Annotated in this window: 21 protein-coding genes; 14 read left to right on the forward strand and 7 right to left on the reverse strand. The window is 71.5% G+C overall.

The genetic code is table 11. The features are described 5' to 3' along the window. The first annotated feature begins 4 nt into the window (after nt 1-4). From OP18_RS59860 to OP18_RS29250, 11 genes are all read left to right on the forward strand, one after another. A complete protein-coding gene (locus OP18_RS59860; RefSeq protein ID WP_033362297.1) occupies nt 5-1,597 on the forward strand; it encodes a lipopolysaccharide biosynthesis protein in 1,593 nt (530 codons plus the stop codon). Nucleotides 1,598-1,605: 8 nt separating this feature from the next. After that, nucleotides 1,606-2,916 carry a glutamate-1-semialdehyde 2,1-aminomutase gene (locus OP18_RS29205; RefSeq protein ID WP_052387524.1) on the forward strand — a complete coding sequence of 437 codons (1,311 nt, stop codon included), beginning with the start codon at nt 1,606-1,608 and terminating at the stop codon, nt 2,914-2,916. Nucleotides 2,917-2,926: 10 nt separating this feature from the next. After that, a complete protein-coding gene (locus tag OP18_RS29210; RefSeq protein WP_156089873.1) occupies nt 2,927-4,186 on the forward strand; it encodes a hypothetical protein in 1,260 nt (419 codons plus the stop codon). Nucleotides 4,187-4,605: 419 nt separating this feature from the next. Further along, on the forward strand, nt 4,606-5,613 hold the full coding sequence (locus tag OP18_RS29215) for a Gfo/Idh/MocA family protein (protein WP_033362299.1): 1,008 nt from the start codon (nt 4,606-4,608) through the stop codon (nt 5,611-5,613). Nucleotides 5,614-5,681: 68 nt separating this feature from the next. Beyond that, nucleotides 5,682-6,815, forward strand: a complete 1,134-nt coding sequence (locus OP18_RS29220) for a DegT/DnrJ/EryC1/StrS family aminotransferase (RefSeq protein ID WP_033362300.1) — start codon at nt 5,682-5,684, stop codon at nt 6,813-6,815. Between the two features lie 57 nt (nt 6,816-6,872). Then, complete coding sequence (locus OP18_RS29225) at nt 6,873-7,760, forward strand: sugar transferase (protein ID WP_156089874.1); 888 nt, start codon at nt 6,873-6,875, stop codon at nt 7,758-7,760. A 52-nt stretch (nt 7,761-7,812) separates the two neighbouring features. Beyond that, entirely contained in the window at nt 7,813-9,084 is a 1,272-nt protein-coding gene (locus OP18_RS29230; protein WP_081971228.1) for a glycosyltransferase family 4 protein, read from the forward strand. 54 nt (nt 9,085-9,138) lie between these two features. Continuing rightward, nucleotides 9,139-10,143: a hypothetical protein gene (locus tag OP18_RS29235; protein ID WP_156089875.1), complete on the forward strand. Its 1,005-nt coding sequence runs from the start codon at nt 9,139-9,141 to the stop codon at nt 10,141-10,143. A 53-nt stretch (nt 10,144-10,196) separates the two neighbouring features. Further along, the gene (locus OP18_RS29240; protein ID WP_156089876.1) at nt 10,197-11,624 is read left to right on the forward strand and encodes an O-antigen ligase family protein; all 1,428 of its coding nucleotides are present in this window, start codon (nt 10,197-10,199) and stop codon (nt 11,622-11,624) included. 13 nt (nt 11,625-11,637) lie between these two features. Continuing rightward, entirely contained in the window at nt 11,638-12,459 is an 822-nt protein-coding gene (locus OP18_RS29245; protein ID WP_052387528.1) for a glycosyltransferase family 2 protein, read from the forward strand. Continuing rightward, a complete protein-coding gene (locus tag OP18_RS29250; protein ID WP_052387529.1) occupies nt 12,456-13,439 on the forward strand; it encodes a glycosyltransferase family 2 protein in 984 nt (327 codons plus the stop codon). Before OP18_RS29245 ends, OP18_RS29250 begins: the two co-directional genes overlap by 4 nt. A 4-nt stretch (nt 13,440-13,443) precedes the next feature. Here the strand turns inward: OP18_RS29250 and OP18_RS29255 are convergent, their stop codons facing one another. The 6 genes from OP18_RS29255 to OP18_RS29280 all read right to left on the reverse strand — a co-directional run bounded on the left by OP18_RS29255 (nt 13,444) and on the right by OP18_RS29280 (nt 18,881). Continuing rightward, nucleotides 13,444-13,725 carry a ligand-gated ion channel gene (locus OP18_RS29255; RefSeq protein WP_389253047.1) on the reverse strand — a complete coding sequence of 94 codons (282 nt, stop codon included), beginning with the start codon at nt 13,723-13,725 and terminating at the stop codon, nt 13,444-13,446. Nucleotides 13,726-13,840: 115 nt separating this feature from the next. After that, entirely contained in the window at nt 13,841-15,625 is a 1,785-nt protein-coding gene (locus OP18_RS29260) for a 3-hydroxyacyl-CoA dehydrogenase family protein (RefSeq protein WP_033362303.1), read from the reverse strand. A 522-nt stretch (nt 15,626-16,147) separates the two neighbouring features. Then, nucleotides 16,148-16,903, reverse strand: a complete 756-nt coding sequence (locus OP18_RS29265) for a maleylpyruvate isomerase family mycothiol-dependent enzyme (protein WP_033362304.1) — start codon at nt 16,901-16,903, stop codon at nt 16,148-16,150. Between the two features lie 35 nt (nt 16,904-16,938). Beyond that, on the reverse strand, nt 16,939-17,439 hold the full coding sequence (locus OP18_RS29270; protein WP_033362305.1) for a DUF456 domain-containing protein: 501 nt from the start codon (nt 17,437-17,439) through the stop codon (nt 16,939-16,941). 10 nt (nt 17,440-17,449) lie between these two features. Continuing rightward, complete coding sequence (locus OP18_RS29275) at nt 17,450-18,433, reverse strand: alpha/beta hydrolase (RefSeq protein ID WP_052387530.1); 984 nt, start codon at nt 18,431-18,433, stop codon at nt 17,450-17,452. A gap of 31 nt (nt 18,434-18,464) precedes the next feature. Then, nucleotides 18,465-18,881 (reverse strand): DUF7144 family membrane protein, encoded by a 417-nt coding sequence (locus OP18_RS29280; protein WP_033362307.1) that lies wholly within the window; start codon nt 18,879-18,881, stop codon nt 18,465-18,467. Between the two features lie 130 nt (nt 18,882-19,011). On the opposite strand from OP18_RS29280, the gene OP18_RS29285 reads away from it, so the two are divergent. The 3 genes from OP18_RS29285 (at nt 19,012) to OP18_RS29295 (ending at nt 20,750) form a co-directional block, all read left to right on the forward strand. Further along, nucleotides 19,012-19,368: a DoxX family protein gene (locus OP18_RS29285; RefSeq protein ID WP_033362308.1), complete on the forward strand. Its 357-nt coding sequence runs from the start codon at nt 19,012-19,014 to the stop codon at nt 19,366-19,368. Nucleotides 19,369-19,424: 56 nt separating this feature from the next. Next, nucleotides 19,425-19,925: a MarR family winged helix-turn-helix transcriptional regulator gene (locus OP18_RS29290; protein ID WP_052387531.1), complete on the forward strand. Its 501-nt coding sequence runs from the start codon at nt 19,425-19,427 to the stop codon at nt 19,923-19,925. Nucleotides 19,926-20,048: 123 nt separating this feature from the next. Then, on the forward strand, nt 20,049-20,750 hold the full coding sequence (locus OP18_RS29295) for an SDR family NAD(P)-dependent oxidoreductase (RefSeq protein WP_052387532.1): 702 nt from the start codon (nt 20,049-20,051) through the stop codon (nt 20,748-20,750). Nucleotides 20,751-20,798: 48 nt separating this feature from the next. Here OP18_RS29295 and OP18_RS29300 read toward each other — a convergent pair whose 3' ends face one another. After that, nucleotides 20,799-21,614 carry an alpha/beta fold hydrolase gene (locus OP18_RS29300; protein ID WP_033362309.1) on the reverse strand — a complete coding sequence of 272 codons (816 nt, stop codon included), beginning with the start codon at nt 21,612-21,614 and terminating at the stop codon, nt 20,799-20,801. Nucleotides 21,615-21,661: the final 47 nt, after the last annotated feature.

A 21,661-nucleotide genomic window follows, 5' to 3' on the forward strand; every position in this document is an offset into this window, starting at 1 on the left:
CAGCATGAGTCAGGGCGTCGACCAATCCGTCGATCCGCTCGACCGCACCGTCGACCTCGACCGCACCGTGGAGATCAACGCGCTTGCACCACCTCCGGCGCAGGAAGCGGAGGAGGCCGGAGCGGCGCCGCGCACACGGCTCAAGTCGGCGATCTTCTGGTCGTACGCGCTGACCGCGGGCCGGCTCGGCACCACGACGATCGTCACATTCGTGCTGGCGAAGATGCTGGGCCCGCACGCGCTGGGCGTCGTCACGACCGCGCTGCTGTTCGTGATGATCACGCAGATGCTGCTCCAGCAGACCCTGCTGACCACGATCATCCAGCGGGAGCAGCTCGACGACGACCACCTCGACGCCGGGTTCTGGCTGGTCATCGGGGGCAGCCTCGCGCTGACCGCGCTCGCTGCCGGCCTGGCACCGCTGTGGGCGGCGTTCAACGACCAGCCGCAGCTGACGATGATCTGCATCGCGCTGACGCCGATGATCCTGCTGCAGGGCCTGACCGTGGTCCCCGAGGCGATCCTGCGCCGGAAGATGACCTTCCGGCCGCTCGCCATCCGCACACTCATCGCGACCGCGATCGGTGGCGTGGTCGGCATCGGGATGGCGTTCGCCGGCTACCAGGCCTGGGCCCTGGTCGCACAGCAGCTGGTGACCGCCGGCGTCGGCGCGGTCGTGCTGTGGTCGGTCACCGACTGGCGCCCGCACTGGCGGCTGCCCCGCCGGGCGGCCAGGGACCTGTGGGGCTTCTCGTCCCAGACCGCGCTCGGCGGCGTCGGCGTGTTCCTCGCGATCCGCATGGACGTGCTGGTGATCGGCAAGTTCTTCGGTGCGAACGCGACAGGTCTGTACCGCATCGCGCAGCGCCTGCCCGACATGCTGACCGAGGTGACCAGCCGTTCTCTGCAGCAGGTGTCGCTGCCGGAGCTCGCCCGGCTGCAGAAACAGCCCGTCGAGCTCGGTGACCGGCTGGCCAAGATGCTGCACGTGTCCGCCGTGACGGGCCTGCCGGCGCTCGGCATCCTCGCCGCCACCGCGAAGCCGCTCGTCGCGCTGCTCGGTCCAGAGTGGTCGCCGGCCGGCACCGCCATGCAGCTGCTGTGCATCGTCGGCATCGTCAACGTCTACGGCGTGCTGCTCGGGCCGGCGCTCCAGGCGGTCGGGCGGCCGGGCATCAACACCGCGCTGTCCTGGTTCCAGCTGGTGGTCGGCGTCACCACGTTCTACTTCATCGGGCAGCTGCTGAACGGCTCCACCGACGACCGGGCGCAGGTCGCCGCGATCGCGCTGGGCATGTCCGCGGTCGAACTGTCGATCACCATCCTGATGATGTACATCACCTTCGTCCGGGTGCTGAAGGTCAACACCTGGCAGATCCTCGGCCCGACCGTCCCGGCGTTCGTCGCGGGGGCCGCGGGCTTCCTGGTGCCGTTCCTGATCGACCGGTCCGGCATGGTCGGCGGGCCATGGGTGCTGAAATTCGTGGTTTACGGCGTGCTGGCCACGGGCATCTCCGCCGGTCTGCTGCTCGGCCTGGACGGGCGCACGCGGGGGATGGTCATGGGAAAGCTCGGAACCAAGCTCGGAAAGAAGTAGGAGCGGTCTTGCTGTTCGACGAGTCCAACCGCCTGCGCCCCCTCGCGCACGCGGTGATCCCCGGTGGGGCGCACACCTATGCCAAGGGCGACGACCAGTTCCCCGAGGAGGCGCCGGGCTTCATCGTCCGGGGCAGCGGCTGCCACGTGTGGGACGCCGACGGCAACGAGTTCATCGAGTACGGGATGGGGCTGCGCTCGGTCACGCTCGGCCACGGCTACGAGCCGGTGGTGCGGGCCGCGGCGCGGCAGATGGCGGAGGGGCTCAACTTCAGCCGTCCGGCCACCATCGAGCTGGCCGCGGCGCAGCGGCTGCGCACCGCGCTCGGCGTGCCCGACCGGATGGTGAAGTTCGCGAAGAACGGCTCCGACGCCACGAGCGCCGCGGTGAAGCTGGCCCGCGCGTTCACCGGCCGGGACCTCGTCGCGGTCTGCGCCGACCACCCGTTCTTCTCCACCGACGACTGGTTCATCGGCACGACCGGGATGCCGGCCGGGATCCCCGACGCGATCCGGGCGCTGACCCTGCGGTACCGCTACAACGACCTCGCGAGCGTGGAGGCGCTGATCGCGGCGCACCCCGGGCAGATCGCCTGCCTGGTGCAGGAGGTCGAGACGACCGAGCCGCCCGCGCCGGGCTTCCTCGCCGGCCTGCGGGCGCTGTGCGACCGGCACGGCATCCTGCTGATCCTCGACGAGATCATCACCGGCTTCCGCTGGCACCTGCGCGGCGCGTCGTACGTGCACGGCGTCCAGGCGGACCTGACCAGCTACGGCAAGGCGCTCGGCAACGGCTTCGCGGTCGCCGCGCTCGTCGGCCGGGCCGACGTCATGGCGCTCGGCGGCCTGCACACCGACCGGGAGCGGGTCTTCCTGCTGTCCACCACGTACGGTGCCGACACGCACACGCTCGCCGCGACGATGGCGGTCCTCGACGTGTACGAGCGGGAGCCGGTCATCGAGCACCTGCACCGGCAGGGCCGGCGGCTCGCCGACGGGGTGCGGGCGGCCGCGGCGGCGCACGGGGTCGCCGACTTCGTCGGCGTGGCGGGCCGTGACAGCAACCTGATCTACGTCACCAGGGACGCCGGCGGCGAGCGGTCGCAGGCGTTCCGGACCCTGTTCCTGCAGGAGCTGATCCGCCGCGGCGTGATCGCGCCGTCGTTCGTGGTGAGCTACTCGCACACCGACGCCGACATCGACCGCACGATCGAGGCGGTCGACGGCGCCCTGGCCGTCTACGCGAAGGCGCTGAGCGACGGCGTCGAGGCGTACCTGGTCGGCCGTGCCGTGAAGCCCGTCTTCCGCCCGTACGTGTAGGGGGCGCACCGTGGTCGCAGTCATCGAGCGGGACGAAGAGGTCCGGCGCGGCACCCGTACACCGGTGAAGGCCGCCGCCGTCGTGGGCGCGCTGGTGCTCGGCACGGCCGCGTCGATCCTGCGCCAGCCCGGGCCCGGCGCCCTGGACACGGTCTGGGCCGAGGACGGCGAGATCTTCCTGACCCAGGCGGTGCGCGACGGTGCCGGGGCGTTCACCACGTCCTACGCCGGCTACTACCACCTCGTCGCCCGGCTCGTCGCCGGCGTCGCCGCGCTGCTGCCGCCGGCGCAGGCCGCGGCCGCGCTCGCGATCGGCGCGGCGCTGGTCACGACGGCCTTCGCGATCGCCGCGTACGCGCTCAGCGGGGAGTACCTGTCCTCGGCGGTGGCCCGGCTCGTGGTGTCGGTGCCGGTCGCGGTGCTGCCGATGGCGCAGGGTGACGTGCTGAACTCGCCCGCGAACCTGCACTGGACCGGGCTGTACGTGCTGTTCTGGTTCCTGCTGTGCCGGCCGGAGTCGACCGCCGGCAGGGTGCTCGCCTGCGCCGGGATCGTGCTCGTCGTCGGCAGCGACATCCTCACCGGGGTCTACCTGCCGCTCGTCGCGTTCGTGCTGTGGTTCCACCGGGACCGGTACGCCGTGGCGAAGGCCGTCGCGTTCCTGGTGCCCTTCGCCCTGCAGGTGCTCGGGCTGCTGACCGGGGCCAGCGAGCGGGAGGGCCTGGCGCCGGACCCGGTGCGGGCGGTGACCGGCTTCGTGCTGCGCGCCGTGCCGACGGCGCTGTTCGGCGAGCGGTGGGTCGGCCAGACGATCAGCGCGCGCAGCCTGGTGCTCGCCGCGGTCGCGTGGCTGCTCATCGGCGCGCTGCTGGTCCTGGGCCTGCGCAAGGTCATCCGTCCACGGTGGACGCTGGTGGTCGCGGCCGGGGTGCACAGCGCGCTGGTCTACATCGCGCCGGTCGCGCTGAGCGGCATCGCCACCCCGCGCTACAACGTGGCGCCGGCCCTGCTGCTGCTGGTCACCGTGGTCGCCCTGCTCAACGACGTGGTCGGGGTCCGGGTCCTCGCGGCGCTGATGCTGCTCGTGTGCGCGGTGAACTTCCGGGTGGACAACGCCAGGGCGGACGGGCCCGCCTGGCACACCGGGCTGGAGGGTGCGCGGGCCGCCTGCGCCGCCGGCCCGGAGGGCGCCGTGTCGATCGAGGTGACCCCGCTGGCCGCGCCCGGATGGCATGTGGCGCTGCCGTGTGACTATGTCGACAGAAAATGACCCGCGGGCATTGCGGTCATCGGCGCGCGAGCAATTATCAGGCGAACTATGATCCACTCCAGAGTTACGGCATGAATTTCCTCGACCGTTCGGCCAGCGTTGCCTGCCGGAACGACGGAGGCCTCTGCACCCCGGAACGAGATTCACCTTCCGGGGCACACATGTACGCTGAGCTGCGCACCAGGAGATCATCCTTGTCCGTTTAGCCACATAAGTACCACATATGTAATTTGTTGTTTTTGTCATTCTTGAGCGCGTCAAGCGGCATTTCATGTTCCGTTAAAAGACGCATGTAAAGAATGCGACACGGCGAGTTTGCCAGTGCCCACTTGCCTCGCCGACGCGTTATCCGCCAGTGTCGCTAGGCGACTGCCCGTGGGGGGCGCCGCGACGATTTTTCATCGGGAGCAGGGTCGGTCATGAAGGTTGGCGTCATCGGCTGCGGCTACTGGGGAGCGAAGCACGTCCGCGTGCTGTCCTCGTTGCCCGAGGTGTCCCTGGTCGTCGCGATCGACGCCCAGACGGAGCGGATCGAGCCGCTGCGCCGGATGTATCCGAGCGCGCTGTGCGTCACCAGCCTCGACGAGGTGATCGACCTCATCGACGCCGCGGTCATCGCCACGCCGCCGCGCTCGCACGCGCCCCTCGCGAAGCGGCTGCTCGCCGCCGGCAAGCACGTCATGGTCGAGAAGCCGATGACCGCCTCGACCGCCGAGGCCCGCGAGCTGGTCGCGATGGCCGACGAGGCCGGGCTCACGCTGGCCACCGGCCACACCTTCGAGCACAACGCGGTGGTCAAGCACCTGCGCGACATGGTCGCCGCCGAGGAGCTCGGCAAGATCTACTACATCGACACCGCGCGGCTGAACCTCGGCCTCTACCAGCCCGACGTCAACGTCGTGTGGGACCTCGCGCCGCACGACATCTCGATCATCAACATGGTGCTGGGCAGCACGCCGACCGCGGTGAGCGCCTGGGGCGCCAGCCACGCCGGCACCCCGTTCGAGGACGTCGCCTACCTGCGGCTGGAGTACGGCGCGATCGGCGCCACCGCGAACATCCACGTCAGCTGGCTGGACCCGTCGAAGGTCCGCCGCGTCACCGTGGTCGGCAGCCAGCGCATGGCGGTGTACGACGACATGCTCGACGAGGGCCGCCTGCGCATCTACGACAAGGGCGTCCAGGGCGCCCCGCTGGACGGCACGGTGCCGATGTCGTACCGCTACGGCGGCATCACCGCGCCGCACATCCCGATGACGGAGCCGCTCAGCGAGGTCGACCGTGACTTCGTGCAGTCGGCGATCACCGGCCGCACCCCGCAGGTCGACGGCCGCCGCGGCCTCGCCGTGGTGGAGGTCCTGGAGGCCGCCGCCGAGTCGATGGCCACCGGCCGCACCGTCAACCTCTCCCAGCCCGCCGTCGTCTGACCGTCGCTCCGCAGCCTTCCGCTCCACGGCCTTTTCGCTCCGCAGCCTTGAGAAAGGACCTCACGTCCGTGCGCATCCCGTTCAATGACCTCGCCACGCCGCACGCGTCGATCGTCGAGGACGTCGTCGCGGAGGTGCGGGCGCTGGCCGGCAACTCCCGCTTCATCGGCGGGCCGGCCGTCGAGGCCTTCGAGCAGGACTTCGCGGCGTACTGCCGCACCACGCACGCCGTGGGCGTCGCCAACGGCACCGACGCGATCGAGCTGACCCTGCGGGCGCTCGGCATCGGCGGCGGCGACGAGGTCCTGGTCCCGGCCAACACGTTCATCGCGACCGCCTCCGCCGTCGCGGCCACCGGCGCCACCCCGGTCTTCGTCGACGTCGACCCGGTCAGCCTCCTCGTCACGCCCGCCTCGCTGGAGGCCGGGGTGACCGGGCGGACCGCCGCGGTGATCCCGGTGCACCTGTACGGGCACATGGTGCCGCCCGCCGACGTGCTGCCGTTCGCGGCCAAGCACGGCCTGGCCGTCATCGAGGACTCCGCGCAGGCCCACGGCGCCGACGCGCCGGCCCAGCATGACGCCCCGGGTGAGAAGGTGCGGGCCGGGTCGTACGGGGTCGCGGGAACGTTTAGCTTTTACCCGGGCAAGAACCTCGGCGCCTGGGGCGACGGCGGCGCGGTCGTGACCGACGACGCTCAGCTCGCCTCACGGATCCGGTCGCTGGCCAACCACGGCCGGTCCGAGGGCACCGACCACTACGAACACCGCTACATCGGGCGCAACAGCCGGCTCGACGCGTTGCAGGCGACCGTCCTGCGCCGCAAGCTGGCCGACCTGGACGCCGGCACGGCACAGCGCCGGCGCGTCGCCGCGGTCTACGCGGAGGCGCTCGCCGCGCACGGCATCCCGCTGGTGGCACCGCTGCCCGGGGTGGACAGCGCGTGGCACCTCCTCGTCGCGCGGGTGCCCGGACGGGAGACCGTCCGCCGCCTGCTCGACGAGGCCGGCATCGGCACCGGGGTCCACTACCCGGTTCCGTGCCACCGGCAGCACGCATACGCTACCGACCAGACCGTCAGCCTTCCGGCGGCCGAGCAGGCCGCCGCCGAGATCCTCTCCCTTCCCTTCTTCCCACACCTGCGGGACGAAGAGGTCGCCTATGTCGCGGACCACCTCGCCAAGGCGATCACCGCGCTCTGATCTCCGTCAGCTCGCTCGTTCGTTGTCGCACCAACGCACAGTGAGGAGGTGTCGCCGTTGACCGCGCCACAGGCCGTCGACGCAACACTGAGCACCACACCCGACGCCGCACCCTCCGACGCACCCTCCGACGCCTTGGCGGACACCTCGTCCGACGACGCCACCGTCGTGATCTCGTCCCTGCCCCAGCCGGCCAGCGGCGCGGCGGAGCTCACGGACGACGCCACGGTCGAGATCCCGATGCCGCAGCGGGTGCTGCGCAAGGTCGGCAGCGGCTGGGGGCTCATCCAGGGGCACCGGGAGGGCCGCTCGCTCATCCCGCGGCGGTCGTTGCGCCAGTTCGTCGAGGCGTTGGTGGCCCTGGCGATCCTCGCCGTGCTGTCGCCGGTGCTGATCGCGGTCGCGCTCGCGGTCAAGTGGACCAGCGAGGGCCCGGTGCTGTTCCGGCAGGAGCGGCTGGGCCTGCACCGGAGCACGTTCAAGATCATCAAGTTCCGCACGATGAGCAACAAGAACAGCGACGCCCAGCACCGCGAGTTCGTCAAGAAGATGCTCACCTCCGACGACGACGTCGACGGCGGCGAGCAGGGCGTCTACAAGCTGGTGAACGACCCGCGGATCACCCCCATCGGCGGCTTCCTGCGGCGCACCAGCATCGACGAGCTGCCCCAGCTGTGGAACGTGGTCCGCGGCGAGATGTCCCTCGTCGGCCCGCGCCCGGTCCTGGCCTGGGAGGCGGACCTCTTCCCGCCGGAGGCGGAGCGCCGCTTCGCGTGCCGGCCCGGCATGACCGGCCTGTGGCAGGTCTCCGGCCGCAGCACCCTGGACTTCAAGGCCGCCCTCGAGCTCGACGTCAAGTACGTGGAGAAGAAGTCGGTCTGGTACGACATCTCGATCCTCTGGCGGACCGTCGGAGTGGTCTTCAACCGGTCGGTGGCACGATGAGCGGTCCCCAGCGCAGCACAGGATCCGCTCACCGTAAGGGCAAGGTGGCTCAGTGAAGGATCCACGACTTCACGTCGTGATCGCGGTGGCGAATCTGCCGGTCGAGCGCGACCGTCGGGTCATCCGTGAGGTCAAGGCCCTGGAGGCGGCCGGTTACCGGGTCACGGTGATCTGCCCGCGCGGGGTCACCCGCATCACGCGGGTGCCCGGCACCGTCGACGCGAAGGTCCGCTCGTACCGGATGTACGAGTCCTCCGGTGGCGCCGTGTCCTTCGCGGTCGAGTTCGCCTGGTCCTTCGTCTGCATCGGCTGGCACCTGATGGCCGCCGTGGTGCGCGACCGGGCCGTCGCCGCGCAGGTCTGCAACCCGCCGGACGTCTTCTTCCCCCTCGCGCTGCTCATGCGGATGCTGGGCCGGCCGTGGGTGTTCGACCACCACGACCTGTCACCCGAGGTGTACCAGGCCCGCGGCGGCCGCCCCGGCTCCCTGCTGGACAAGGTGCTGCTGCGCTTCGAGAAGTGGTCGCAGCGCGCCGCCTCGGCGGTCGTGTCGACCAACGAGTCCTACCGGGAGCTCGCGATCAGCCGCGGCGGCTGCGACCCGTCCCGGGTCGTCGTGGTCCGCAACGGCCCGTCGGCCGCCGAGGTCAAGCCGGTCGCCTCGGCCCTGTCCGACATCGACGACCACACCATCGTCTACCTGGGTGTCCTTGGCGCGCAGGACGGCGTCGACAACGCCATCCTGGCCGCCGAGCGCCTGGTCGAGCTGCGCGGCCGGCTGGGCTGGCGGCTGGTCGTGGCCGGTGACGGCGAGTGCCTGGAGAGCCTCAAGGCGCTGACGGTCGAGCGCAAGCTCGAGGACGTCGTGGAGTTCACCGGCTGGCTCGGCGTCGAGGAGATCGACCGCCTGTTGCGGACCGCTTCCGTCGGATTGCAGCCAGATCCTCGCAGTGCGCACGCCGAGGTGTCGACAATGGCCAAGACCGTCGAATACCTCGCCCGGGGACTGCCGGTCGTCGGTGTGGACATGCGGGAGACCCGGCGCAGCGCCGGTGACGCCGGGGTCTACGTCGAGCACGGCACCCCCGAGGAGTTCGCCGGTGCACTGCACCGCCTGCTCGATGACCCGGTGGCACGTGCGTCGATGCGCAATGTCGCGCTCGCGCGGTTCCGCAACACTCTGGCCTGGGAACACCAGGCGGCGGCTTATGTCCGGCTATGGGACGAGTTGCTGTCCACCCGCCGTGAGAGGTACAAAGCGGGATCGGCGATCATTCGGCAAGCCGGACCCGCGGATGTCAGTCAGGCAGAACAACGACAGTGATGAGTGCAAATGAATACCGCCCGCCCGGCGATCGCGCTTGTGTGAGGGGATGACGTGGACCTCTGGGATCTCGCCAAGCTGATGGGTCGTCGCTGGTATCTCATGGCGCCGATGATCATCTTGACCCTCGCCGCGACCAGCTGGGCGCTGCTCACCATCAAGCCCGACTACACCTCGACCGGCCAGATCATGCTGATCCCGCCGGCCGACCGCACCCCGCTGACGCCTGCCGAGCTGCAGTCGACCAACACCTGGGTCGAGGTCGGCGAGGACATCATGGCCAAGGCCCTGTCGATCTCGCTGAACACCAACCAGACCCACAAGGAGATCGAGGGCGAGGGCTTCTCCTCGGCCTTCGAGGTGGCCGCCGAGGACCGCTCCAGCATCCTCACGGTGACCGCGACCGCCACCACGCCGGAGGCCGCCCAGGCCACCGTGCAGCGGCTGGAGAAGCAGATCACCCGCGAGGTCGAGGAGATGCAGGCGCGGTACAAGCCCAAGGCGGGCCGCGCGATCAGCACCCAGGTCCTCGACGCCGGCGACACCATCGAGGTCGTCTCCTCGAAGGTCAAGCGCGCCGCCGTCGTCATCATCGGTGTCGGTCTGCTGCTCACCGCGGCGGTGACCATCGTCGGTGACAACATCCTGCGCCGCCGGGCCCGCGCCCAGCTGCTGCGCCGGCAGAAGACCGACGACCTGGACGGCGACGACGGCGACGACGTCATCGCCGACACCGACCGGTCACCGGCCGGCCGCGTCAACGGCGCCGGCAAGGGCGGGTCCGGCGCCGCCGCCAAGCAGGACGAGACCGCGGTGATCAGCGCCGTCAACGGCACCGGCACGAGGATCAAGAGCACGGTCACCAGCGGCAACGGCGGCAACGGCGGCGCCCCGGCCGGTGCGGGCCTCACCGTGGCCTACCGGCAGGCCGAGATCGCCCCGGACGACGACCGCCGCGGGGTCGAGCCCGACGACGCGACCATCATCCTGCCCCTGGGCAACACGCCGTGGGCCGGCCGGGAGGGGCGCGACAAGGACGCTGAGGCGCGCAACCGTTGACCTCCAGCACCGTGGCCGGCGAGAGCCGCACACGTCAGGCGCCACCGGCCGCGGTGGCGCCTGACGACCTGCGGATCTTCAAGCGCAGGCCGAAACGGAAGCGGGTCCAGGCCTACCGCCCGTCGCCCGACCTGTTGCCGGTCCTCGTCGACGAGCGCACCTACGCCTCCCGCCGCCGGCGCAGCCACGTCGACGCCGCGTCGCTGCTCGTCCTGGTCGTGGTGCTGATCCAACTGCTGCCGTCCCGGCTCGTGGTGCCGGACCTGACCTCGGTCGGCCGCCCCGGCCTGCTGATCGGCCTGCTGCTGGCCGTCTGGTGGCTGCTGTCCAAGCTGCACCCGCGGCTGGCGATGACCGGCCCGCAGCCGATGCGCTGGGCGTTCGTGGCCTACGCGCTGACCCTGCTGCTGTCCTACGCGGCCGGCCAGTTCCGCGGCATGCCGGTGCTGGAGGCCAACTCCGCCGACCGCGCCCTGCTCGGCGCGCTCGCCTTCATGGGCATCGTCTTCATGACCGCCGACGGCGTGCCGACCCGCGAGCGCCTCGACGACGTGCAGCGGGTCCTGGTGTACTGCACCGCGATCAACGCCCTGCTGGGCATCATGCAGTTCATCACCAAGAAGGACCTGACGCAGAACATCATCGTCCCCGGCCTGACCCTGCAGGGCGAGCTGGTCGGCCTCGCCGACCGCGGCGGCGGCGGCCTCATCCGCGTCGCCGGCACCACCGGGCACTTCATCGAGTTCAGCGTGGTCATGGCGTTCGCGGTGCCGCTGGGCATCCACTACGCCCGGTACGCCAAGACGAAGCTCGAGCGGCGGCTGTTCCTCGTCGCGACGCTGGTGATCGCCGGCTCGATCCCCCTCGCGCTGTCGCGCACCGGCATCCTCGCCGTCGGCATCGCCCTGCTGTGCATGTGGCCGGCGTGGAACTGGCGCTTCCGGTTCAACGTCGCGGTCATCAGCATGGGGCTGCTCGGCGTGCTGTCCGTGGTGCGGCCCGGCCTGCTGGGCACGCTGCGCTCGCTGTTCAGCAACGCCGAGGACGACCCGAGCATCAAGGGCCGCACCGACGACTACGCCATCGTCTTCCAGTACGCCTCCGAACGCCCCTGGCTGGGCCGGGGCACCGGCACGTTCATCCCCGAGCTGTACCGCTACCTGGACAACCAGTGGCTGATGACGCTCATGAACAACGGCTACCTCGGCATCGCCGGGATGGTGGTGCTGCACTTCGCCGGCGTGTTCCTGGCGATCATCGCGTTCCGCCGGGCGGAGAATGAGGTCGACCGGCACCTGTGCGCGGCGATCTCGGCGGTGCCGCTCATCGCGGCGCTCACCGGCCTCACGTTCGACTCGTTCTCGTTCAGCACCTTCGTGGTCGTGCTCGCCCTGCAGCTCGGCGCCGCCGGCGCGATGTGGCGCTTCACGCACCCGGCCCGCACCACCCGCGGCGCCGCTGTCGGCGCCCTCCAACGCTGACCCTGGAGCTCCGGTGATCTCAGTCGTCATCGCCGCGCACAACGAGGCGGCGGTCATCGGCCGCTGCCTCGACGGCATCATCGCCCCCGACATCGACGTCACCGTCGTGGCCAACGGCTGCAGCGACGACACCGCCGCGATCGCCGCGGCCCGCCCCGGCGTCCGGGTCATCGACCGCCCCGAGCCGGGCAAGTCGGGCGCGCTGAACGCCGGCGACGCGGTCGCGGCCGGCTTCCCCCGCGTCTACCTCGACGCCGACATCCCGCTGACCGCCGCCGACCTGCGCACCCTCGCCGCGTTCCTGGAGGGCACGCCCGGGCTGCTCGCCGCGACCACGCGCCGGGCCCTGGACACCCGCGGCCGGCCGCTGCTGGTGAAGGCGCACAGCGCGATCAACGGCCGGCTCCCCGCGTACCGCGACGCGCTCTACGGCCGCGGCGTCATCGCCCTGTCCGCGGCCGGGCGGGCCCGGTTCGACACGTTCCCCGAGATCGTCGCCGACGACCTGTTCCTGGACGGGCTCTTCGCCCCCGGCGAGAAGGCCGAGACGCCGGCGGTCGTCTCCCTCGTCGAGACCCCTCGCCGCACTTCTGACCTCGTGCGGCGTTTGGCCAGGGTACGAGCGGGTAACGCGGCTCTGCGCGCCGCAGGTGCCGCCCGTCCCGCGGCGCGCTCCTCGTGGCTTCGCGACGTCGTGCTCCCCAGGCCCTGGCTTCTGCCCGCGGCGGTGGGCTACGTTGCGCTGACCGCCGCCGCATCGCGGGCCGCCCGCCGCAGCGACGTCGGATGGGGCCACGACACGTCCACCCGCGGAGCAGTCGGAGCGCAGCAGTGAGCCTTGAGCCAGTCGTCAGCGTCGTCCTCGTCTCGTACAACACCCGCGAGCTGACGCTCAAGAACCTCGCGGGCCTGCAGGCGGGCACCGCCGTGCCGATCGAGATCATCGTGGTCGACAACGCCTCGACCGACAACTCGGCGGCCGCGATCGGCCACGCCTACCCGGAGGTCCGCGTCCTGCGCCAGCCGACGAACGTCGGCTTCGGCAACGCGGTCAACCTCGGCGCCGCGCACGCCACCGGCCGCTGGATCCTGCTCATCAACCCCGACACCGAGCCGGTCGGCGACGTGATCCGCACCCTGGTCGAGTTCGCCGGCAGCCACCCCGAGCACCGCATCTACACCGGCCGGACGCTGCGCGCCGACCACACCGACGACGGTCACTCGGTGCACGCGCTGCCGAGCCTGTGGGGGTACGTCTGCTTCGCCACCGGCCTGTCGTCGCTGCGCCGGCGCTCGCCGCTGTTCAACCCCGACGAGCTGCCCGGCCTCGACCGCGCCATCGGCGGCGAGGTGCCCGCGGTGTCCGGCTGCCTGCTGCTGATCGACCGGCCGCTGTGGCAGCAGCTGGGCGGTTTCACCCCCGACTACTTCATGTACAGCGAGGACATCGACCTCAGCGCCCGCGCCCGCGAGCTGGGCGCCCGGCCCGTCCTCGTCCCCGAGGCGCAGCTGCTGCACGTGGGTGGCGCCGCCTCCAGCACGGTCAACAAGCGGATCATGGTGCTGCGCGGCAAGACCACGTTCGTCCGCCTCCGGTGGTCGCCCGGCCGCGCCAGGCTCGCCCGCCTGCTGTTGTCGGCGGGTGTACTGGTCCGCGCGCTCGCCGGCGCCGGCTGGCGCGACGTGTGGCGCCAGCGGGCGACGTGGCTGGACGGCTGGCCCGCGCCGGCCGGCGCCTCGGCCATCCCCGCCCAGTCCGGGCCCTCGTCACCGGTCCACGCTCCGGCGCCCAGCCGCTCGGGGTCCGAGCGGTAGCGGTTCAGCCGTACCGCGGGGCGCTGCGGCTGCGCTGGATGTTGGGGGTACGCCGTTCCCGGGCGCGCCAGCAGCCGGTGTGCCAGTGGCGGCGGTCACCCAGGTCGCCGCGGCCGTCGGCGGGCCACGCCACCAGGTGCGGCACGCCGGGCGCGATCTCGTGGTCGCAGCCCGGGCAGCGGTACGCCTTCACCGCCGCGCTGGCCGGGATGTTGCGCACCTGCCACTCGCCGTCGCTCCACGTCTGCACCCCCTCGACGCCGCGCTTGACCCGTTCGAGGTCGATCGGCTCGGGCGCGGCGTCGCGACGAGGGTGGTTGCGACGTGGGCTCACACCTCCAGCGTACCGATGATCACCGAACGGGACCGATCACGGGCGGCCGGTCCCCCGCCGTCGCCGGTCAGCGCTTCGAGTAGTCGCGGAAGCCGCGGCCGACCTTGCGGCCCAGGTAGCCCGCCGTCACCAGGTGCTCCAGCAGCGGCGCCGGGGCGAACCCGGGCTCGCGCAGCTCCAGGTACAGCTCCCGCTGGATCGCCAGCGACACGTCCAGCCCGACGACGTCGAGCAGCTCGAACGGCCCCATCGGGTAGCCGCAGCCGAGCTTCATCGCGTAGTCGATGTCGTCCGCCGTCGAGTACGACGCCTCGACCATCTTCACCGCGTCGTTCAGGTACGGGAACAGCAGCGCGTTGACCACGAACCCCGACCGGTCGGCGCACACCACCGCGTGCTTGGCCAGCGCCCGGCACACCGCGGTCGCGGTCCGCACCGTCGCGTCGGACGTGCGGATCGTGCGGACCACCTCGACCAGCCCCATGACCGGCGCCGGGTTGAAGAAGTGCAGCCCCACCACGTCCGCGGGGCGCTCGGTCGCGACCGCGCACTCGATGACCGGCAGGCTCGACGTGGTCGTGGCCAGCACGACCCCCGGCTTGCAGATCTCGTCGAGCGAGGCGAACAGCGCCTTCTTCACCGACAGCTCCTCGACCACCGCCTCGACCACCAGGTCGACGTCGGAGAGGTGGTCGAGCGACGCCGACCAGGTGACCCGCCCGATCGCGGCGTCGCGGTCCTTCTCCGTCAGCTTGCCGCGCACGACGCCCTTGTTGAGCGACGTCTTGAGCCGCTCGCACACCTGCGCGGACTTCTCCGCGCCCCGGGTCACCGACACGACCTCGAACCCGGCCTTCGCGAACACCTCGATGATGCCCGTCGCCATCGTGCCCGAGCCGACCACGCCGACCTTCGCGATGTGCGCCGGCTTGTCCTGCTCCGCGTCGACGGCCGGGGTCAGCTCGTCGGCGACCACGACCGGCGAGCCCGGCTTCTCGTACGTGTAGAACCCCCGCCCGGACTTCCGCCCGAGCAGCCCCGCCGTCACCATCTGCTTGATCAGCGGCACCGGCGCGTGCCGGCGGTCCCGGCCGCCCCGCCGGTACATCGTGTCGAGGATCTCGTACGCCGTGTCCAGCCCGATCAGGTCCATCAGCGCCAGCGGCCCCATCGGCAGCCCGCACCCGAGCTTCATCGCCGCGTCGATGTCCTCGCGGGTCGCGTACCGCGACTCGACCATCGACACGGCCTGGTTGAGGTACCCGAACAGCAGCGCGTTCGCGATGAACCCGGCCCGGTCCGTGATCGTCACGTCCACCTTGCCGAGCCGCTCGCACAGCGCCTCGATGTCGGTGACCACGTCCTGCGACGTCACCACCGTCCGCACCACCTCGACCAGCTTCATGATCGGTGCCGGGTTGAAGAAGTGCATGCCGATGACCTGGTTCGGCCGCCCCGTCGCCACCGAGATCTCCGTGACCGACAGGCTGGACGTGTTCGTCGCGAGGATCGCCTCGGGCTTGCAGACCCGGTCCAGCTCGGCGAAGATCCGCTGCTTGAGGTCCAGGTGCTCGGGCACCGCCTCGATCACCAGGTCCACGTCGTGCAGCGCGTCCAGCCCGACCGCGAACCTGATCCGCCCGAGCAGCGCGTCGCGGTCGTCGGCGGAGAGCTTGCCCTTGGCGACCGCCCGGTCGAGCGACCCGCGCAGCGTCGCCTCACCCCGGTGCAGCGCACCGTCGCTGATCTCGACCGCGGTCACCGCCAGCCCGCTGCGCGCGAAGACCTCGACGATGCCGGCGCCCATGGTGCCCAGCCCGACCACACCCACGGAACCAAACTCGCGCGCCATCGCACGACCTCCCTAACGACCGCTCAGGTTACTGGCGAGTCTCCCACGCCCTCCCCCCTTCACGCCCTGTGGGATATCTGGCTGTTTCTGGCTTCGGGCGGCTTGCGCCGCGGCCGGCCGGGGGGTTCCCACCCCGGAGCCCCCCATGCTCGCTGCCGCTCGCACTGCCTGCGCTGCGCGCGGCAGCCTCACGCGCGTGCGCGCCGCATCCCGGTGGTCGCCGTCCGTCCGAGACATGGACGACGGACGTGCTGGACCGACCGGCAGGCGAAACGGACGGACGAGCCAACGGACGAGCCAACGGACGAGCCAACGGACGAGCCAACGGACGAGCCAACGGACGAGCCAACGGACGAGCCTGGCGGTCCGACGGACGGCGGGTCACGACGCGATTGATCGACGCGCAGACAGGCTCGCGGACGGTCCGGACATGGACGATCCAGGCGCAGCCGGCCCGCCGGCACCCGGTCAGCGCAGCGGTCCCGGCAGTCGCCGCGCCGGCCGGGTGGACTCGGCGGTCGGTCAGGTCCAGCGGATCGTGGCGCGCTCGCGCCACAGGGCCAGCACGGCCTCGTCGCCGTGGACGTGGAGGTCGGTGGTGGTGCGCCGGTTCCACAGCGCGAGATACAGGTCGCTGGCGGGCCCGCGCAGGGTGCAGTCGGCGGCGGTGGGTGTGCCGCGGGTGATGTCGGCGCCGGTCGGGCCCATGCGGACCGTCCAGGAGTGGGGGGCGTCGGCGGCCTCGACGGCGAGGACGGCGGGCTCGTCGCAGCGCAGGCGGCGGCCGCGGGCGGCGTAGAACGCCATGAGCAGCTCGTCGATGCCGTCGACGCCGAGGTCACGGTCGACGCCGTCGGGCTGGCCGATGGCGGCGTGCAGGTCGGCGCGGTGGACGATCGTCTCGTGGGCCTGGCGGCGGGCCCAGAAGGAGAGCGGGGAGTCGGCCGGCAGGAAGTGCCAGCAGGTCAGGTCGGCGGGGGCGGCGCGGAGCTGGTCGACGAGGGCGACGTGCCCCTCCTGGAACCAGGCGACGAGGTCGGCGTCGGCGGGCATGGGGCCGACGGCACCCTCCTCCTCGTCGTCGGTGAGGACGGCGGGCCGGGCGTCGCGGACATACGCGGTCGCCCAGCGGTGGACATAGCCCACGTGCTGCACGAGGTCGCGGACCGTCCACTCGGGGCAGGTCGGCACCGCGGCGTCGAGGCCCGCCTTCTCGGCGGCGTCGACGAAGTCGAGCCCGGCACGCTCCAGCGCATCGATGTGCTGCCCGATTTCCATGCCGACATGCTAAGCCGACCCCCCGACAAAAACCCTCAGGCGACCAGCAGCCCGCCGAGCCAGATCCCGGCGATCAGCAGCGCCGTGGCGAGTTCGATGAGCATCGACACCCCGGCCGCCTTGAGCGCGTGTTTGGTGGACTCCCAGGCGCGCGCGTTGTCCTTCTGCCGGACCCGCTCGACGATGAACACGCCCAGGACGAAGCCGATGACCAGGCCGACGACCGGGATCAGGAAGAACCCGACGATGCCCAGCAGACCGCCCAGGAACAGGGTCAGGTTCGGCACGCCGGCGCGCTTGAGGTTGCGCCCGGGGACCAGGTACTTGGCGGTGAACCCGAGGGCCAGCACGAGGGTGGCGGCCACGGCGACCGTCCAGCCGACGGCGCCGTGGCCGCCGAAGAGCGCCCACACCATGACCCCGGCCCAGCACAGCAGCAGGCCGGGGAGCATGGGGACCACGACGCCGACCACTCCGATGAGCACCGCGGCGGCGGAGATGAAGGCCACGAGCCCGGAGCTGTCGGTCACATCCACGGTGATCAGGCTAGGCGGCGGCGACCACCCTCGCCAGTTCGGCGGCGAAGTCCTCGGCGCGCTCCACGTGCGGGGAGTGGCCGCATCCTTCGTAGACGATTTCCGTGTACGGCCCGTACGCGGTCAGCACGGCCCTGGTCTGGCCGATCATCGGCTGGGGCGGGCAGGCCTCCTCGCCCGGCCAGCCGGGGACGAGGCCGAGCTTGCCGAGCTGGGCGAGGTCGAAGAACGAGGCGTCGGAGACGATCGCGTCCTGGTCGCCGCGGATCCACGTGATCGGCGGCTTGACGGGCAGGTCGACGATGCCGGAGAGGTTCAGCCAGCGCGGGGACAGGGTGTTGAGCACGCCGCGGTCGCCGGGGCCGACGCCGGGCCAGTGGTCGCTGGTGGAGCCGGTGCCGGGGTACTGGTCGTCGCCGACGGCGGTGCTGAGCATGGTGTCCAGCAGGAGCTCCTCGTCGTCGCCGAACGCGGCCGGGTCGGCGACGTAGAAGGCGCGCATGACGTTGCGCGGGCTGGCCTGCTCCTCGGTGCCCCGGTCCTTCGCGGCGAGCAGCCGCACGAAGTCGGGGTTCGCCGAGCCGCCGCCGGTGCCGGCGAAGTCGGGCGTGGTCGGGGTGCCGTCGAGGTCCCGGGTGCCGCCGAACCCGTACGGGGAGACCGGCGCCTCCAGCACGAGCGCGGCGATCGACTCGGGATGGTCCAGCAGCAGCTGCATCGCGACGCCGCCGCCGAGCGAGTGCCCGACCACGACGGGCTTGCGCGCGAAGCCGGCCAGCAGCGGGGCGATGTCGTCGGCGAAGTCGCGCACGCCGCGGGTGGCGTCGACGCCGAGTGCGGGGCTCTCGCCGTACCCCCGCAGGTCCGGCGCGACGATCCGCCAGTCCTGCGGCAGGTGGCGAAGCAAGGGCTCCCAATATCCGGACGATGAACAATTTCCGTGGATGAGCAGGACGGCAGGGCCGTCGGCAGGGCCTCGGGTGGTGACGTGCATCACCGCATCGTGGCACCCAGGTGGAGGTGCATCACATGTTGTCGGCCCACATGTTCCGGTCGTACTTGGTGAGGGCCCAGATGACCGCGACGTCGGCCGCGATGATGAGCATGGACCACAGCGGGTAGTACGGCAGGAACAGGAAGTTGGCGACCGCGCTGATGGCGGCCAGGACGATGCCGAGGACTCTCGCCCACACCTGGCCGGCGAGCACCCCCACGCCGCCGGCCGCGACGATCACGCCGAGAGCCAGGTGGATCCAGCCCCAGGTCTGGACGTCGAAGCCGAAGAGGTAGTTGTCGGTGAGCACGTAGAAGGTGTCCTCGAAGATCGCGGTCAGCCCGACCACGACCTGGAAGATGCCGATGACGACCATCATGCTGCCGCCGAAGACGGCGAAGCCGGTGACCCACCCGGATTGGCGGCTCGTTGTCGATGTCGCACTCATGCGGCCACCGTGGGCCGCCCGGAGGTGAACCATGCTCACCCGCCCGGGATGCACCCCTAATTGCTTGACGCTTCAAGTACAGGTGCCGCACCATGTGCTTGAAGCTTAAACCAACTGAGGGGAAGAAGTTATGAACATCATTCTCTGGGTCCTGCAGGGCCTGCTCGGCGCCGCGTTCATCGCGGCCGGGCTCATGAAGGCGACCCAGCCGAAGGAGAAGCTGCCCGCCAACATGACCTGGACCCAGCGGCGAAGCGCCGGGACCATCACATTCATCGGCGTCATGGAGCTGCTCGGCGGGCTCGGCCTGATCCTGCCGTGGGCGACCGGCATCGCCACCGTGCTGACCCCACTCGCCGCCGTCGGCCTGCTCGTGATCATGCTGCTCGCGATCGTCGACCACGTACGCGCCAAGGAGTACGCCGTCCTCCCGGTCAACCTGGTGCTCGGCGCGATCGCGCTGGTCATCGCGATCGGCCGGTTCTGACGCGTATCGGACGTGGCGTTGGCCAGGGCGCGCGACCCCCAGGCACCATGGATGCCATGAACGACGAGACACGATGGCTGGACGACACCGAGCGGCGCGCTTGGATGTCGCTGCTGGCCATCGTGCTGGTCGGCTTCCCCGAGCTGGAGCGCACGTTCCGCCCGCACGGGCTGGTGCACGTGGAGTACGGGCTGCTGGCCGCCCTCAGCGACCAGCACGAGGGGCTGCGCCTGTCGGAGCTGGCGGCGCAGATGAACATGTCGCAGAGCCGGCTCAGCCACCGCATGCGCAAGCTCGTCGACCTCGGTTACGTCGAGGTCACCGGCGACGCGTGCGACGGGCGGGTCAGCATCGCCAAGGTCACCGAGGCCGGCCGCCGCTTCGCCGAGCAGGTCTCCCCCGCCCACCTCGCCGACGTGCGGCGGCTCATCTTCGACCACCTCGACGAGGCGCAGACCGCGGCGCTCGCCGACGCGCTCGGGGCCGTCGCCGACCGGCTCGGCTCGACCTGCCCCGGCGCCCCGAAGGGCCCGCCGGTGCCGAGAGCCAGGACCTGACGCGTCATGCGGCCGCCACGGTACGCCACCCGAACGGGCCGCCGGCACGCCGCCGGAAAGCCGTCACCGCATCGGAACCACAGAGCCTGTCGGCGCCCGGGCGGACAGGAATAGAGTGACCGCATGCGTGCCGTCGTGATCACCGGGGTGTCCCGCGGCCTGGGCGCCGCCCTCTTCGATGTGTGCAGCGCACGCGGTGACCGGATCCTGGCGATCGGCCGGCACTTCACCCCCGAGCAGCAGCAGCTGCGCGACGAGCGGCCCGGTGACGTCACGCTCTTCTCCACCGACGTGGCCGACGCGCACTGGCTGCCCGACCACGACACGCTGCGGGCGTTCCTGCGCGACTCGGACGAGGCGGTGCTGCTGCACAACGCCGCGGTCGTCGAGCCGATCGGGGCCGTCGGCAGGTTGAGCACCGAGGCGATCACGCAGGCGATCGCGGTCAACCTGACCGCGCCCGTGGTGCTGACCAACAGCTTCCTGCGCGCGGCGCCCGGCGGCGCGCGGCTGCGGGTGCTGTTCATCTCCTCCGGCGCCGCGCACCGCATCATCGACGGCTGGTCGCTGTACTGCACCACCAAGGCCGCCGGCGAGACCTTCTTCGAGGCGGTCGCCTCCCAGGTCGCCGGCGACGAGCGGGTCACCGTCGCCAGCGTCGACCCCGGGCAGATGGACACCGGCATGCAGGACAACATCCGCCGCGCGGCCGCGTCCGGCACGTACTTCCCGGGCCAGCAGCGGTGGATCGACGCGCACGCCGAGGGGCGGCTCGCCGACCCGATGACCGTCGCCGAGCGGATCATCAAGGAGCACGCGCCCTAGACAGGAGCGCACCCCTGAAAGAAGCCCCGACGGGACCGCCGGCCGGGCCTACCGCGTGAGGACCTCGCGCAGGCGCGGGGCGAAGGCGGCGACGTCGCCGTGGCCGCCGTGCCCGCCGGGGAACTCGGCGACCGGCACCCCGAGCCGCGCGCCCAGCTCCACGCCGACCCGGTGCGGCGCCTCGCCGGCGCTCGCCGACCCGACCGCCGGCACGATCCGCACGGGCCCCGAGCGCAGCGTGTCCAGGTCCGGCACCCACCCGCCGAACGGCGGCACCTCGTACCCCACGAAGAACGGCAGATTGGCCTGCATCCGGGCGATCGCGTCCGGTGAGGGCGCGCTCCCCGCCGCCGGCTCCTCCCCGGCCATCTCGATGCCGGCGGCGAAGACGCCCATCGCCGCCTCCCAGCCGTCGCGGTGGAAGGTCTCCTCGACCCGCTTGATCACTTCGCGGAAGTGGCCGCCGTCGGCGAGCAGCTCGAACGCCGGCGGCTCGTGCGCGACCACGGCGCGCACCAGCTCCGGGTGCCGGGCCGCGAGGTCCAGGGCGATCTCGGCGCCGGAGCTGTTGCCGAACACGTCGGCCGGCTCGTCCTCGGCGACCCCGACGGCGGCGAGCAGCCGGTACGCGTCGTCGCCGTGCTCCTCCACCGACTGCACGGCCGGCGGGCCGTCCAGGCGGCTGCGCGAGTTGCCCCGCCGGTCGTAGGTGACGACGGTCCGGTCCCCCGCGAGCGCCTCGGCGAGGCCGGCGAAACCCTCCGCGTCGTACACGCCGCCGCAGATCAGCAGCAGGACGGGGCCGCTGCCGCGGACCTCGTAGTGCAGGGTGGCCCCGGGAACCTTCAGCGTCTCGACCTTCATGACTGCTCCTTCTCATCTGGTGCCGGACGGTCGTGGCGGACGCGGCG

Origin of the sequence: Dactylosporangium aurantiacum, from assembly GCF_000716715.1 — a bacterium.
Taxonomy (GTDB): Bacteria; Actinomycetota; Actinomycetes; order Mycobacteriales; family Micromonosporaceae; genus Dactylosporangium; species Dactylosporangium aurantiacum.